At 35.0% G+C, this 14,542-nt stretch carries 16 protein-coding genes, 1 tRNA gene and 2 pseudogenes; 11 read left to right on the forward strand and 8 right to left on the reverse strand.

The window, feature by feature from the left end:
* Positions 1-435: 435 nt before the first annotated feature.
* The 5 genes and pseudogenes from QZ276_RS09205 (at position 436) to QZ276_RS09225 (ending at position 2,696) form a co-directional block, all read left to right on the forward strand.
* Positions 436-1,020 carry a helix-turn-helix domain-containing protein gene (locus QZ276_RS09205; RefSeq protein ID WP_292487350.1) on the forward strand — a complete coding sequence of 195 codons (585 nt, stop codon included), beginning with the start codon at positions 436-438 and terminating at the stop codon, positions 1,018-1,020.
* 15 nt (positions 1,021-1,035) lie between these two features.
* Positions 1,036-1,506: pseudogene (locus tag QZ276_RS09210) on the forward strand (RNA-guided endonuclease InsQ/TnpB family protein); the annotation flags it as partial.
* A 15-nt stretch (positions 1,507-1,521) separates the two neighbouring features.
* A pseudogene (locus tag QZ276_RS09215) lies at positions 1,522-1,620 on the forward strand (zinc ribbon domain-containing protein); the annotation flags it as partial.
* A gap of 33 nt (positions 1,621-1,653) precedes the next feature.
* Positions 1,654-1,776, forward strand: coding sequence for a hypothetical protein (locus QZ276_RS09220; RefSeq protein WP_292487351.1), 123 nt, complete (start codon positions 1,654-1,656; stop codon positions 1,774-1,776).
* Between the two features lie 386 nt (positions 1,777-2,162).
* Positions 2,163-2,696: a hypothetical protein gene (locus QZ276_RS09225; RefSeq protein WP_292487353.1), complete on the forward strand. Its 534-nt coding sequence runs from the start codon at positions 2,163-2,165 to the stop codon at positions 2,694-2,696.
* A 180-nt stretch (positions 2,697-2,876) separates the two neighbouring features.
* Here QZ276_RS09225 and QZ276_RS09230 read toward each other — a convergent pair whose 3' ends face one another.
* The 4 genes from QZ276_RS09230 to QZ276_RS09245 form a co-directional block, all read right to left on the reverse strand.
* A complete protein-coding gene (locus QZ276_RS09230; protein WP_292487355.1) occupies positions 2,877-3,287 on the reverse strand; it encodes a universal stress protein in 411 nt (136 codons plus the stop codon).
* Between the two features lie 234 nt (positions 3,288-3,521).
* Positions 3,522-4,457 (reverse strand): cysteine synthase A, encoded by a 936-nt coding sequence (gene cysK, locus QZ276_RS09235; RefSeq protein ID WP_292487357.1) that lies wholly within the window; start codon positions 4,455-4,457, stop codon positions 3,522-3,524.
* Positions 4,458-4,476: 19 nt separating this feature from the next.
* Complete coding sequence (gene epsC, locus QZ276_RS09240) at positions 4,477-5,454, reverse strand: serine O-acetyltransferase EpsC (protein ID WP_292487359.1); 978 nt, start codon at positions 5,452-5,454, stop codon at positions 4,477-4,479.
* Between the two features lie 67 nt (positions 5,455-5,521).
* The gene (locus tag QZ276_RS09245; protein WP_292487361.1) at positions 5,522-5,728 is read right to left on the reverse strand and encodes a heavy-metal-associated domain-containing protein; all 207 of its coding nucleotides are present in this window, start codon (positions 5,726-5,728) and stop codon (positions 5,522-5,524) included.
* A 259-nt stretch (positions 5,729-5,987) separates the two neighbouring features.
* On the opposite strand from QZ276_RS09245, the gene QZ276_RS09250 reads away from it, so the two are divergent.
* The 4 genes from QZ276_RS09250 (at position 5,988) to QZ276_RS09265 (ending at position 9,152) form a co-directional block, all read left to right on the forward strand.
* Positions 5,988-6,770: a sulfide-dependent adenosine diphosphate thiazole synthase gene (locus tag QZ276_RS09250; protein ID WP_292487363.1), complete on the forward strand. Its 783-nt coding sequence runs from the start codon at positions 5,988-5,990 to the stop codon at positions 6,768-6,770.
* A 96-nt stretch (positions 6,771-6,866) separates the two neighbouring features.
* A complete protein-coding gene (gene thiI, locus QZ276_RS09255; RefSeq protein ID WP_292487365.1) occupies positions 6,867-7,967 on the forward strand; it encodes a tRNA uracil 4-sulfurtransferase ThiI in 1,101 nt (366 codons plus the stop codon).
* Between the two features lie 71 nt (positions 7,968-8,038).
* Positions 8,039-8,109, forward strand: a tRNA-Cys gene (locus tag QZ276_RS09260).
* Between the two features lie 26 nt (positions 8,110-8,135).
* Positions 8,136-9,152: a radical SAM protein gene (locus QZ276_RS09265; RefSeq protein WP_292487367.1), complete on the forward strand. Its 1,017-nt coding sequence runs from the start codon at positions 8,136-8,138 to the stop codon at positions 9,150-9,152.
* Here the strand turns inward: QZ276_RS09265 and fdhD are convergent.
* From fdhD to nifS, 4 genes are read right to left on the reverse strand one after another with little or no spacing between them, the layout of a single operon-like run.
* A complete protein-coding gene (gene fdhD / locus QZ276_RS09270) occupies positions 9,145-9,903 on the reverse strand; it encodes a formate dehydrogenase accessory sulfurtransferase FdhD (protein ID WP_292487369.1) in 759 nt (252 codons plus the stop codon). The two genes, QZ276_RS09265 and fdhD, sit on opposite strands and share 8 nt — an antisense overlap.
* A 6-nt stretch (positions 9,904-9,909) precedes the next feature.
* Positions 9,910-10,713, reverse strand: a complete 804-nt coding sequence (gene larE / locus QZ276_RS09275; protein ID WP_292487371.1) for an ATP-dependent sacrificial sulfur transferase LarE — start codon at positions 10,711-10,713, stop codon at positions 9,910-9,912.
* Between the two features lie 24 nt (positions 10,714-10,737).
* Positions 10,738-11,145, reverse strand: coding sequence for a Fe-S cluster assembly scaffold protein NifU (nifU, locus tag QZ276_RS09280; protein WP_292487378.1), 408 nt, complete (start codon positions 11,143-11,145; stop codon positions 10,738-10,740).
* A gap of 22 nt (positions 11,146-11,167) precedes the next feature.
* Entirely contained in the window at positions 11,168-12,346 is a 1,179-nt protein-coding gene (gene nifS, locus QZ276_RS09285) for a cysteine desulfurase NifS (RefSeq protein WP_292487373.1), read from the reverse strand.
* Positions 12,347-12,642: 296 nt separating this feature from the next.
* Between nifS and QZ276_RS09290 the strand changes: the two genes are divergently transcribed.
* Together QZ276_RS09290 and QZ276_RS09295 are read left to right on the forward strand one after the other, a co-directional pair.
* On the forward strand, positions 12,643-12,987 hold the full coding sequence (locus QZ276_RS09290) for a transcriptional regulator (protein WP_342765719.1): 345 nt from the start codon (positions 12,643-12,645) through the stop codon (positions 12,985-12,987).
* A 282-nt stretch (positions 12,988-13,269) separates the two neighbouring features.
* Entirely contained in the window at positions 13,270-13,836 is a 567-nt protein-coding gene (locus QZ276_RS09295; protein ID WP_292487375.1) for a hypothetical protein, read from the forward strand.
* Positions 13,837-14,542: the final 706 nt, after the last annotated feature.

Below are 14,542 nucleotides of genomic sequence, written 5' to 3' on the forward strand. Positions count from 1 at the left end.
ACTATTTTTTACTAACTATTTTAAACTAATTTTTTAATGTAAACACTTTAAATGAAACTTAGTTGACAATATATAAATATTGTATTTGATTGAATTAAAAATATATTTTTAAAAAAGCGATTAATAATTTGTCAGTTTATAGTTATTTCGTGAAAGTGCTAACCCTTACGAAAGTGGGGCAACAGGGGTACGTGAAAGTCAACGACTTCAGTCGTTCTCTTAAAATCAAAACACTCTAAATTAAAAATTTAGAGTTAAACTTAAATCGAAGATTTAAGTTGTTTAAAAGATATCTTTAAACTTCGTTTAAAGAGTGATGAAACAACCCCGTTGACGTTTGATAAGTTTTATGATAAACATTATAATCGCTAACAGTAAGTAAATTTTATATAGTTTCAAAACGTATAATCAGTATCGAGGGAATGGGTGGAGTCGATGGTTAATAAAGAAAATCAAAACTGCAGGAACCTGAGATTCAAGATACATCCTACTCCTGAACAGGAGAGAGAACTGGATGAGACTCTGGAATACTGCAGGTCGATCTGGAACCATCTTCTGTCCATCAGAGTAGATTTATACGATAGGTTTGGTCTGTCAGTATCTAAATCATCTCTGGAAAGATACCTTAAGCATCTGGACTATCCAATCCATTCATCAGTAAGACTGGATGTACACCAGAGGTTATGTTTTGCCTTTGACAAGTTCTTTGATGACATCAAGAATGGTAGACTGAAAAACACCAGGCCTAAAAAAGGAACATTTATCAAGAGAAAGGATGTTCCCTGTGGGAACAATTCTTCCAGATTCATCAAATACGATGGAATCCTGCCTAAAGGCCACCCGAAATTCAAGAGTAAAGAAGATTTCACCAGTTTCAGATACAAACAGCACGGAAACGGTTGGCATCTGGATGGGAACTGGTTATATTTATCCAAGATAACACAAAAATCGAATCCCATCAAAATTGATATTGACAGACCTCTGGATGGCGAACTGAAGACATGTACCCTGAAAAAATAAGGTAAACAATGGTTCGCTTATCTGACCGTAGAACTGCCGGACAATCCCACTCCTGAAACACCAGAAAATGCTGTAGGCATTGATCTGGGACTCAAATCTTTCATAACAACCTCGGATGATGATTTTGTCGAACCGCCAAAATTCCTCAGAAAAGCTGAGAAAAAACTGGCTAAGGAACAGCGAAAATTGTCGAGAATGGAATTCAGATCAAACAACTATCAAAAGCAGAAGCAGAAAGTGAACAGGATTCACAAGAAAGTAGCATCTGCAAGAAACCATTTCTCGCATTGTTTGAGTAAACTGTTGGTAGAAAAATACGACTTGATTGTGTTCGAAGATCTGAAAATAAAAAATCTTGTTAAAAACAATAGATTAGCTAAATCAATCTCCGATGTAAGCTGGAACAAACTAGTCCAGCACGTAACATACAAAGCTGCTGAAAGAGGTAAAATAGTAGATAAAGTCAATCCCAACAACACTACCTAGGTCTGTTTTCATTGCGGAACTAAAAAGAAAGAGAAACTGAAACTAGAGGACAGAACGTTCCACTGCAGTAATTGTGGATTAGAGATAGACAGAGACCTTAACGCTGCAGTCAATATACTGACAAAATCATCACACTATGACTCAACAATGCATACCGTGGGGCTCGCGGGAATCAATGGCTGTGAAGATGGTACCTCTACGACTAGTCCCGTTATCAGTTCGCAAGTACCGTCTATGAATCAGCAAATGCTCAACCTGGTAAGAAGTTGAGGCTCTCAAGGTTCAACAGAACCCCACGACTTCAGAGCTTGTCCGACAATTCGATACTATTAATTTATTTTATCTACTATTTAAATAAATATAAGAGGAATAATAAGTTATTTACCAATGACATTTATCCAATAATCCAAAAATCATACATGGATACTACCAAATGATATAAGATAAATGATTAGGACTAATAATTTATGTTACTTGGTAAACCCCTTTGTAGAATATATCTGCTTTAACATTAATTACCGGACAGGCTGTTCAGTCGTGGGAGAGTAGTCAGAATTCTATCAACTCCACATCTTTATCTGTGGATTATTAGGAGACAATATATTTATACCCAATGAAATGGACACATTAATGACAAATAAGAAAGGGGTATATCTATGAAAACCGAAAAAGAAGATGATAGTCAACCGTTAAGTGACATCCTTGTGTCCGATACATCAGATATAGAGGAACTTGAAAGCCTTTTCAATGTTGAAGAAGAATATGATACTTACTTGGATGCTGTAGAATTTTCGATTGCGCATTATTATTGTGAAAAAAATCCGGAATTAAAAGATGATGATGTAATTACAGTACTACTTAATATAAAAAACAATTACGATAAAGGTATTGAATCTTTCAGTGGTCTGGAAAGAGATATTATTGAGAACCTAAAGGATGCCATCAATGAAGATCCCATAACTCATCATGAGTTTAAACTGGTGATTGATTATATATTATGGTCAATAAGGAACAGGTCATGGATGGAAGATGATCAAGCTTATGTTAAATGGGTATCTTATTATTGTGATATGTTTACAGATAAAGAGGAAGAAGATTATAAAGAATATATTATGAAAGTGGCAGATGAACTTGGATTGTCAAAAGAGGATACAGATACGATACTAATAAAACAAAAATCTCTACAATAAAACAGTCAAAAGTTTTAAAATTATAAAACCATTTACTCTTATAACTTATTATTGTTATAAATTTTTCAGAAGATTCTCCATTGAATGAAATTATAAACTTATAGTTTTATCAATGCTATTACAATTATTTTCATTTTGATATTTTCTCAAATGATCATACTAATTTATTAATCATCTATTTTATGGAACAATAAGTACTTCCGAACTGGCATGTTTTAAAACATTATCCGACACACTGCCAAGTAAAAACCTTACAACACCTGATTTACCCAAAGAACCCATAACTATAAGGTCGATTTCATTTTTTTCTGCAAATTCTACAATTTCTTCTGCAGGGTTTCCAATAATAACAACGGATTCAACATTTATCCCTTTATTGTTGCCAATATCTTCGACATGGTCAGTTGTATATCTGCGAGCTTTTTGTTTATCAAATACCGGTTCATCAAAGTAAGTACCAGTATTCAGTACATAGATAGCATAAACTTTAGCACCTGTCATCTTTGCAAGGTCAATTCCTCTATATATTGCGTTTTCACTATTATCAGAACCGTCCGTAGCAATCAACATTTTATTATAATGTGTTTTCATAAATCTATACTCCCCTTATAAAATCAGGTCTATCATCGTATATATCTTTTATTAACACAGATACAAACGATGAAAAATGGTTTAATACATAAAACTACATTATGCCAGAATTTACGTCCTATTATGTAGAAAAAATGTTACAAATAAAAAATTAAAGATGTAGACATCGATTCAATTAAGTATCTCAATATTTCTACATCAGTCATGTTCTATATTTTTTATAGGATTATAAATTTAGATATCTTCAAAATCAGCCATCTGAGTACTCAAATAGCGTTCACCAGTGTCGGGAAGAACTACAACGATTGTTTTATCTTTGTTTTCAGGTCTTCCGGCAACTTTCAACGCTGCACATAGAGCCGCACCAGATGAAATTCCTGCAAGGATACCTTCTCTTTTAGCCAATTCTCTGGCTGTTTCAAAGGATTCATCATTACTAATCTGGATAATTTCATCTACAAGGCTAACATCCAGAATATCTGGTACAAATCCAGCACCAAGACCCTGTATTTTATGAGGACCAGGACTTCCGCCGGATAAAACAGGTGAATTTTCAGGTTCAACAGCTATGGCTTTAAACTCAGGTTTTTTTTCTTTTATAACATCTGCAACACCTGTAATAGTTCCGCCTGTACCCACACCAGCTACAAGTATGTCTACATCGCCTTCGGTATCATTCCAGATTTCTTCAGCAGTAGTTTTGCGGTGTATTTCCGGATTTGCAGGGTTCATGAATTGCTGGGGTATAAATGCCTTATCGTATTCATTTGCCAGTTGGTTTGCTTTTTCAACTGCTCCATTCATGCCTTTTGAGCCGGTAGTAAGAACAATTTCCGCTCCAAATAGTTTGAGGATTTTTCGCCTTTCTACACTCATAGTGTCAGGCATTGTAAGAATCAACCTGTACCCTTTGGAGGCACAGACAAAAGCCAGACCAATTCCTGTGTTTCCTGATGTGGGCTCGATAATAACAGTGTCACTGGTCAAACATCCGTCTTTTTCAGCGGATTCTATCATATTATAGGCTATTCTGTCCTTAACCGAGCTTAAAGGATTAAAGGATTCAAGTTTGGCAATTATTGTTGCCTGAGAGTCATCTGTTATATTGTTTAGCTGTATAAGCGGAGTATTTCCAATTGTTTCTGTAATATTTGTATATATGTTCTTCATTTTAGCCCCCCCTAACTATTTATTTACGGTGTTTTTTATATATTAATTTAGGTTCTTCAATAATTACGGTGTTATCTGGTGGAACTGATTTAGTAAGCCAAACGTTACCTCCTATGACCGATCGTTCACCGATCACAGTGTCCCCACCCAGTATAGTAGCACCAGCATAAATGATAACATCATCTTTTATTGTAGGATGGCGTTTATGGCCACGTACTATGTTTCCAGTTTCATCCTTGGGAAAACTCATAGCCCCCAGTGTTACTCCCTGATAAATTCTAACATTGTCTCCAATTTGACAAGTTTCACCTATGACTACTCCTGTTCCATGGTCTATAAAAAAATGTTCTCCTATCTCAGCACCAGGATGAATATCAATACCTACAATACTATGGGCATATTCAGTCATAATACGCGGCAGAATTGTAATGTTTTGTTTATATAATTCATGTGCAATGCGGTAGATGGTTACTGCTAATACACCGGGATAACTGAATATTATTTCGTCGTAACTTTTAGCAGCTGGATCGCCCTCATAAGCGGCAAGAATATCAGACGCTAGTACTTCACGTAATTCAGGTATTTTTTTCAAAAAATCAAGGGTTTCTTTTTTTCCACTGGAGAGGCATTGAGAACATTTCTCTCCATAACGCTGGCAATCATGCATGATACTATTAGCTATTTGCTTGGAAAGTTTTTCAAAAAGGTCATTAACTTCTCCCCCAAGTTGATAGGATAAATTTGCTCTGTCAATCACCTGATTTTCAAAATATCCCGGATACAATATACGTTTTGTAATATCAATAATTTCAATGACAGCATCTCTTGATGGAATTATCGCAGCATCAACATGCTCAAAACAAGCTTTTCTGGAACAACTTTCCACTATAGTGTCAACAACGTTTGGGATTTCTGCCCTGTATTCACTTTTGACATCATCTCCAATAAGCATGCATTTGTTTGAATTTGTATCTTGTTCTGTATTGCTGGTTGTCATATGAAGTCCCTGTAAGAAACCATGTTATTCGTTACAATTTACAATTATAATATAGGGGTTTCATCTTTTATTTAGCTTTATAGCCTGCATTTGAGACTGCTGATTTGATTTTATCAATATCTGTCTTTTCAGGGTCGTAATTAACTGTGGCACTACCTTCTTCAAGATTGATGTCTACTGATAATACCCCGTTAACAGAATTCAGAGCATTTTCAACATTTTCCTGACAACCAGCACATTTCAGTCCTTCTATTTTTATTGTTACTTCACTCATGAATAATCACCTTTGTAAATACGAAATGAGGGTATAAATATTTAATTCACACTGTGAATTTATAATCGATTCTAAAAGTTTATTGAAATGCTGTATAGGTCGTTTTTATAAGCATATGGGTGTTAGTCTGCCAAAATTATAAATATCATGTTCACGATTGTGAATTCACATACGTGAATAACTATTTAATATCATATGGTAATGAAAGTTTGAAGATATGTCTACTTATCGTCTTGCATAAATTAGAGGTGAAATAAATATGGAAGAGTTTACAAAAATATCAGAAAAAGATGTAACAAACGCTATAATAGAAAATTTTACCAGCGAAATATTATCCTATACTTCCAGTGATGTTATTGTTGTAGGAGGTGGACCAAGCGGTTTAATGGCTGCCAGAACACTGGCAAATAAAGGAATTAAAACACTGGTTATCGAAAGCAACAATTACTTTGGTGGAGGATTCTGGGTGGGTGGCTACCTTATGAACAAACTTACTGTAAGAGATCCCGGTCAAAAACTCCTTGATGAAATAGGTGTTCCATATGAAGAAGTAAAAGATGGGCTCTATGTTGCTAATGCACCATCTGCCTGTTCAAAACTGGTATCATCAGCCTGTGATTCAGGAGCATTTCTCCTTAACATGAATAAATTTGATGATGTAGTCCTTAAAAACGACAGTGTAGCAGGTATCGTTACAAACTGGACACCGGTATCAGCACTTCCAAGAGCAATAACCTGCGTGGATCCGGTAGCCCTTGAATCAAAATGTGTTATTGATGCTACAGGTCATGATGCTGTTGTAGCGGAAACTTTGAGATCAAGGGGATATATTGATTTGAAAGGATTTGATGGGATGCATGTAGAACCATCTGAAAATGCTATTGTTGAACAAACATCTGAGATATATCCGGGGCTTATAGTAACCGGAATGTCGGTTGCAACTGCATTTGGACTGCCGCGAATGGGACCCACATTTGGAGGAATGCTTTATTCGGGTGTAAAAGCTGCAGAAATTGCAGAGAAAGTGATAAAAAGTAAATAATCGTTTTTCCTAATTGTAGTTAAACGAATTATTTTATTTGCTGGTATCATTCTGATACTGGTTTATTTATCACTATATTAAAACGGAGGTTTTTCAGTGACCGATTACTGGCTTGTGAGATATTCAGAGATTTTTTTAAAATCAAACCATGTACAAAAACGGTGGGTCAATAAACTTGTAGATAATATATACAAACATATCCCTAACTGCCATGTCAGAACTGAAAGAGGAAGGATATGGCTTTATGGTGATGTAGAGCCTGAAAAGCTAAAAAATGTTTTTGGCATAAGGTCATATTCTCCTTGTATCTATTGTTCACTCGACGAATTAAATGAATGTTTACTTGAATATTGTGAAAAAAAAAACCTTGGTGATGTACAAACTTTTGCACTTCGCATCAAACGTGTAGGTACTCATGATTTTTCATCACAGGATAAGGCAAGGGAGCTGGGTAATTTAATAAGGAAACATTATCCACATCTTAAGGTAGACCTTGATAGTCCAGAAAAGGAGATATTTATAGAAATAAGAGACAGTGATTGTTATCTGTTTTCTGAAAAAATAGCAGGTCCTGGAGGCATACCACTTGGTGTAGAGGGTAGCCTTGTTGCTTTAATGTCTGGAGGTATTGATTCACCTGTTGCCGCTTATATGATGATGAAACGTGGATGCAGTATTATACCTATCTATGTGGACATAGACCCGTATCTTGGAGAAAAAGGGAAAGAACGTGCATTTAAGGTTGTGGATGCTCTCAAGCAATATCAACCTGGTATAGAACTTGAAGTAATTAGTGATGATTACCTCTACAATGCTAAAAAAATACTTAAACAGTATAATTCTGATAAATACACCTGCCTTATGTGTAAACGTCGGTTATACCGGGTTGCAGAAGGTTTAGCGAACAAATACGGAGCACTGGGTATTGTAACAGGGGATTCACTTGGTCAGGTTGCATCTCAAACACTTGACAATCTTTATGTACTGGATGAAGCTACAAATCTACCAGTCTATCGACCGCTAATCAGTTTTGATAAAGAAGAGGTAATTGATATTGCACGCAGGATAGGAACATACTCATTATCTACTATATCTACTGGTGGTTGTGGAGCTGTTCCTGAAAAACCAGCGACAAAAGCTAAATTAGATATTGTAAAATCTTTTGAAAATATGTATAATGAACAGTTTAAGGTATAATTTGCCTTATTCACTATTTTTATATACCAAAAAACCATTGCATTAAATGTTCACAATTGTGAAATCCAGATGGCTGGGTGGCAGAGTGGCTATGCATCCGACTGCAGATCGGGTTACGTGAGTTCGATTCTCACCCCGGCCTTTTTAACTAAAATAGGATGAATCAATATGTATGAAATTGATAATTCTGATTTGGAGCTTACACCTGAAATCAAAGCATTTCTTGTAAGTATTGGGTCTGTACAGGTTGACCTTTCAATTGAATTACCTGGACATACTACAACCGCAACTGCAGGACCGGGAGCAGGTGGAACATCTATATTTTTCAAATCCAACAATAGAAGAGTCCGTTTGTCCATCAACAATAAATCTCCTCTTTATCTTACAGAAAATGAAAATGTTGCAACTATAAGCTATAGAGGAAAACCGATTGTACGTGGTGAACTTGAAAAACCACTCTATCATTGTCCAAAACAGGCTTACATTACTATTTCTGAAAGTTGTATCTACAACTGTAAATTCTGTCCAGTACCAGAAATTCCTGGTGATGTAAAGGATACTGATACAATTTTAAAAATGGTTGATGAGGCGTATTCAACCGGTGAATTGGAGGCGGTGTCTCTTACCAGTGGGGTGGCGGAATCTCCGTATAGGGAAGTAGAAAAAACAACAGAAATCGTAAAACAAATTTCAAAACGTTATGATATACCCATTGGAGTATCAGTTTATCCCACATGGACATCTACACATGACCTTTTTGAAGTAGGTGCAACGGAAATCAAGTACAATGTAGAAACCATGGATATGTCGGTTTTTAAAAAAGTATGTCCAGATTTTGATTTAAGGCATATACTTGATTCACTGGATGAAGCGGTAAATATTTTCGGTAAAAACCGCGTTTCTTCTAATTTCCTCATTGGATTGGGTGAAGATGATGCATGTGTCAAAGAAGGTGTAACTTTCCTTGCAAAAAAAGGTGTAATCCCGGTGTTGAGACCTGTATCCCCTGCATCATTACAAAGGAATGAAATATCTGCTAAAAGACCAGGATTTGAGCGATTGTTGAAATTATCTCAAATGTCAAAGGATATCCTTGATAAATATGGATTAAGAGCTGATAGAGCAAAAACGATGTGTGTTCCTTGTACAGGTTGTGACATAACACCACACCATGATATCAGATAACGTTTATTCGTTTTTTACCTGTATAGATATTCATTTTCTTTCCTCTAACACGACCAATCAGGGTCATCTTACACGATTGAGCTATATTTTTGGCAGTATCGGTTGTAGCTCCTTTGGATACTACAACAGGGACACCGGAAACAGCACATTTATAAACCATTTCTGAAGATATTCTTCCTGAAGACACAACAAAAGTGCTGGAAAAATCAATTTCTTTTTTTAGTCCGTAACCTATTATCTTATCAAGAGCATTATGTCTCCCGATATCTTCTGATATACAGAGATTTTCATCTTTTGAAAACATGCCTACTGTATGATTGCCTCTTGTTTTTTGATAAAGTTCTGAATCAAGGACAGTGTTAAGTCCATTGATAATCTCTTCAGGTTTTAGTATTAAATTGGATTCGATTTGTGGTAATTTTTTTGTATCCAGAAAAGTAGAAACTCCTCCACAACCGCTTGTGATAGTTTTTCCGGAAAAAAGGATAGGATACGGGTTTTTTGTGTGAATATTGATTTCATTTTCATAAACCCGTATTGATTGGATTTCTTCATAGTTACCTATTATTTTTTCTGTAAACAGGTGACCAATTGCAAATGAATCCAGCATATCGGGAGTTATCATTGCAGAGGTTGCATATCTGCCATTAATATAAACAGAAACTGGATATTCTTTAATGATTTCATGGCTGTTATAACTACATCCATTATCATCTATTGTTAAACAGTTGATTTTTTTTAACATATTCATCGTTATTTAAAGAATCTCGTCCATACTACCACTGCGGTAACCCTCAATATCGACTGTTATATAGGTTATACCAAGATTTTTAAGTTCTGATACCACATTTTTTCTGTAGTTTAAAAAGGACTCCAGCTCTTTTTCCGGTATTTCTATTCGGGCTATTGCACCCTCACCATGTAACCTGACTCTCCCCTGGGTAAATCCGAATGAAGACAGTAGATTTTCCGCCCTGTCAACATTTTTGAGTTTATCTTCTGTAAGGATTTCATTGTATGGTATCCGGGAAGCAAGGCATGCGGATGATGGTAAATTCCAGAAATTATAGCCTCTTTTTTTTGCGATTTTTCGGATATCTGGTTTACTTATTTCTGCATCTACAAACGGATGTGCTATATCTTCTTCATCTCCGGCGGCAAGTCCTGGTCGATATTCACCAAGGTCTGAAAGATTTGTACCATCAGCTATACAATTAAATCCTATATTTAATGCATAGGATTTTAACAATTGTGATGAAGCCTTTTTACAATGATAACATCTATCTTTTGGGTTATTAACTATCCCGGATTTGCTAAGAGCTTTAAACGGTAATATTTCAAAATTTAAACCAAATTCATTTGCTATTATTTTAGCCTGTTCTATACTGTGTTGGGGAACAAGCGGTGAATCAAGAAGTATGCACAGATGTTGGTTGCCGAGTGTTTCTTTTGCAACCAGAGAAAGCAGACTGCTGTCAACACCGCCTGAAAACGCTATAACCATTGGTCCTTTTTTAGCGATAACCTCTTTCAGTGTATCTACTGGTTCATAAGGGGTCATTTTTACTCTGAATGTTTTGGTTGATTATTCTGGTTTTTCTTCTTCTTTTTCTCCCCATAGTGAAAGGTTCTGTTTTTGACGGTAATCGTTAATAGCTTTATGGATAGCTTCTTCTGCCAGAACTGAACAATGCATTTTTATTGATGGTAGACCTTCAAGTGCATCAGCAACAGCTTTGTTGGAAACATCCCATGCATCTTCCAGTGTTTTTCCTTTTATAAGTTCTGTAGCCATGCTGCTTGATGCGATTGCTGCACCGCATCCAAAGGTCATAAATTTTGCATCCTGTATTATATTATCCTCTATTTTGAGATACATTCGCATAATGTCTCCACATTTCGGATTACCAACTTCCCCCACTCCGTCGGGATTTTCCATTTCTCCTACATTTCTTGGGTTCATGAAATGGTCCATTACTTTTTTACTGTACATTGCCATAAAATATTCCTCTTTATTATTTTGTAGCCATAGGTGACATTGAACGTAACCGTTCGATTATATTTGGTACTACTGAAAGCACATAATCCACATCTTCTTCGGTATTTTCTTTGCCCAGTGACAGACGAAGTGAACCATGGGCAATTTCATGCGGCAGACCGCAACCTACCAGTACATGGGATGGTTCAAGTGATGCGGATGTACATGCACTTCCTGTAGATGCTGCAATTGAATATGAATCAAGCATAAGAAGTATTGATTCCCCTTCTATATATTCAAAAACAATATTAACATTATTGGGCAATCTCTCTGTCGGGTGACCACAAAGATGTGTTTTCGGTATTTCCAAAAGTCCATTTATAAGGCGGTCACGTAGAGCTTGCATCCTTTTGGCATGGTTTTCTATATCACTTGTGACACGTTCTATAGCTTCTCCTAATCCAACTATTCCCGGAACATTTTCAGTTCCAGCACGGCGCTGTTTTTCTTGTGCACCCCCGTGCATGAAATTGTCAATTTTAACACCTTTTTTTATGTAAAGTGCACCAGTGCCTTTTGGTCCATAGAATTTATGACCTGATAATGATAGCAGATCGATGTTCATATCTTCTACATCAACAGGCACCTGACCTATAGCCTGGACTGCATCAGTATGGAAATATACACCATTCTCTCTTGCAATCTTGCCAATTTCCTTAATTGGCTCAATGGTACCAATTTCGTTATTTGCAAACATTACGGTAATAAGTATGGTCTGGTCTGTTATCGCATCCCTGACATCATCTACATTTACATGTCCATATTTATCAACTGGTAGATATGTAACATCAAACCCCTGTTTTTCAAGCCACTCACATGGGTGTAGAACTGCATGGTGTTCAATAGCAGTAGTTATAATGTGGTTTCCTTTATTTTTGTTTGCAAAGGCAACTCCTTTGATTGCCCAGTTATCAGATTCCGTTCCTCCACTTGTAAAAAACACACTGTCGGTTTTGGCATTTATCGCATTTGCTACCTTTTCCCTTGCTTTTTCAATTGCATCTTCTGACTCTTTTGCAATTGTGTATGGTGATGATGGATTTCCGAAATATTCTGTAAAATATGGAACCATTGCATTTACTACTTCTGGATCTGTATATGTAGTAGCGGCATGGTCCATGTAAACCAATTTTTGTCCTTCTTCATTGTTCTGCATAAACAACCTCATTATCAATTATTGGTTTCAAATTAGTTATAATTTAATGTTGGTAAGCCAAAATCTTTATACCATTAGATGTTTATAAGGTATATTATCACAATTGTGAATGCCATCTATATAATTAATGTGGTTTAAACGTTGTGGTAAGAGATGTTTTAATATAAACGCTGAAAATTTGTGGTAGTTAGTATATTTTATATAGCCAAAAATTATATGTCAGATGATATAAAATCTTATGTACCTACACTTCTGTGGATTACTGTTTACATCCTTTAAAATAACCAAGTGATAAAATGAAAATGAATACACCATGTCAGGTAATAGTATGGGACGTTCTTCCTGCTATCCGAGCGGCGCTTGCATCAGAACTGGTTAAAAACGGAGTTTCTCAACGTAAAGTTGCAGAATTGTTTGATATGGCGCCCTCTGCTGTTTCGCAATATATAACCAAAAAACGGGGATATCGTATTGAATTCGATGAAGATATTAAAAATTCTATAGCACAGCTTGCATCTGAAATTCAGAAGGGAACTGTAGATGATGTGTCCGACAAAATATGTGAAATCTGTAAACAGCTTAGAAGCAATGATGGAGGTTGTCCTACCAGTTCAAATAATAATGTAACACTGGTCAACTAAATATCTAATATTAACTGGTACTTTTTCTGTCTTTTGGGTTTAATAATTTGTGAATGTCTGTGACCTCAATCAACCTGTAAAAATTTTAAAATATTCTTAATTGGGTTACAGTAAAATTACTGATAGGATTAATAATAATCAAGTAATATTTATAAGCAATATTTAAATATGTATAATATCTTTCTGATATTATGGGGTGTATCTATACCAAACAGGTCTTTTATTACATCAAAAAATATTCTGATTTTTTTATTGGTCATGGTTGTTGTAATTTCAACTTTTTTGTTTCTGGATTTTAAAGCTGCTACAAGTCAAACTAATTCTAATACCCAGTCCAATTCGTATTCTACTAACAATACTGGTATAAATTTTTCAAAAGAAGTATTTGTGTATATTGATGGTAATGGCAATATATCAAAAGGTACAGGTTCTGAGATAATAAAGGGTTTTAATAATGCAGGTATGCAAATATCCCAAATTGATGAATTCAAAAACAATTATCAAAAACCTGTTTTCATTGTAACAATCAAGAATTTTGATATTTTGTATACTCCTTTCTATTCAACAGCAAATATTGAAGCTTTTTATTTTTATTCTTCTGAAGGTGATACCAAATATTACAAGGGTTTTAAAAGAGATAAAAATCCGACTGTACGGTTTTACAGTAATGAATCAAAAAGCGGTGAATATATAAAACAGGGAGCACTTAGTATGAAGGATTCTACTAAAGGGATTATATCATTAAAAGCATATACCAATCATCTGGAAAAAAACCTTGCTACAAATGTTATCAAGAGTTTCCTCCCTGTTGAACAACAATGGAGACTAAAATGGATGGGCCTATATTGATAAATACAGAAATAGTAGAATATTTTGAAAATTTTGACAACTATAGATAAAAGATTCACTACCCAATCTGTAAATAACCCCTTGAATTATACAGATTGGATATATAAGGCTACTTTAATACCTTTAACCAACATTTGCCTGATGGTTGAACCCCACTCAACCATAAACTCCGCTCATCCACTACTTTTAACAGATGTAGCGTTTCCTTCATTTTCTACATCTGCAATCTGAACCTATAATAGATGATATAAATATATATAATAAATGATGCAATTATTTTCCCAGCGTTAAATATTATAAAGGCTCTAAAAAATTTAAAGCTTCATATAAGTTTAAAATCAGGATTTATTGGTAATTTGCTGATTTTTAATCATTTATTGTTTCTTTGATTTTTCTGCATTATTATTTTAGAGAGTTTGGATTTTTTTAAAGCAGAATGGATTAACTTATATAAATCAATAATATAATTGTATACGTATCTGAAATGCACTTACAATAATATTTATATGTAGTTTTGACATAATTAGTATGTTTAAAAGTGCTTATTGTTGTGGGTGTGTTATGCACAACGTTATTGTAATTGATAAAATCAAATTCATTTTCTATCAATTTTTATTATCAATTACATTCATGAGATATACTCACTGGGTGTAACGCTACACCCTCTATCCCATCTAAATCAGGGATTGCTTTTTTCATAATATTA

It is taken from the genome of Methanohalobium sp. (assembly GCF_018609725.1).
Classification (GTDB): domain Archaea; phylum Halobacteriota; class Methanosarcinia; order Methanosarcinales; family Methanosarcinaceae; genus Methanohalobium.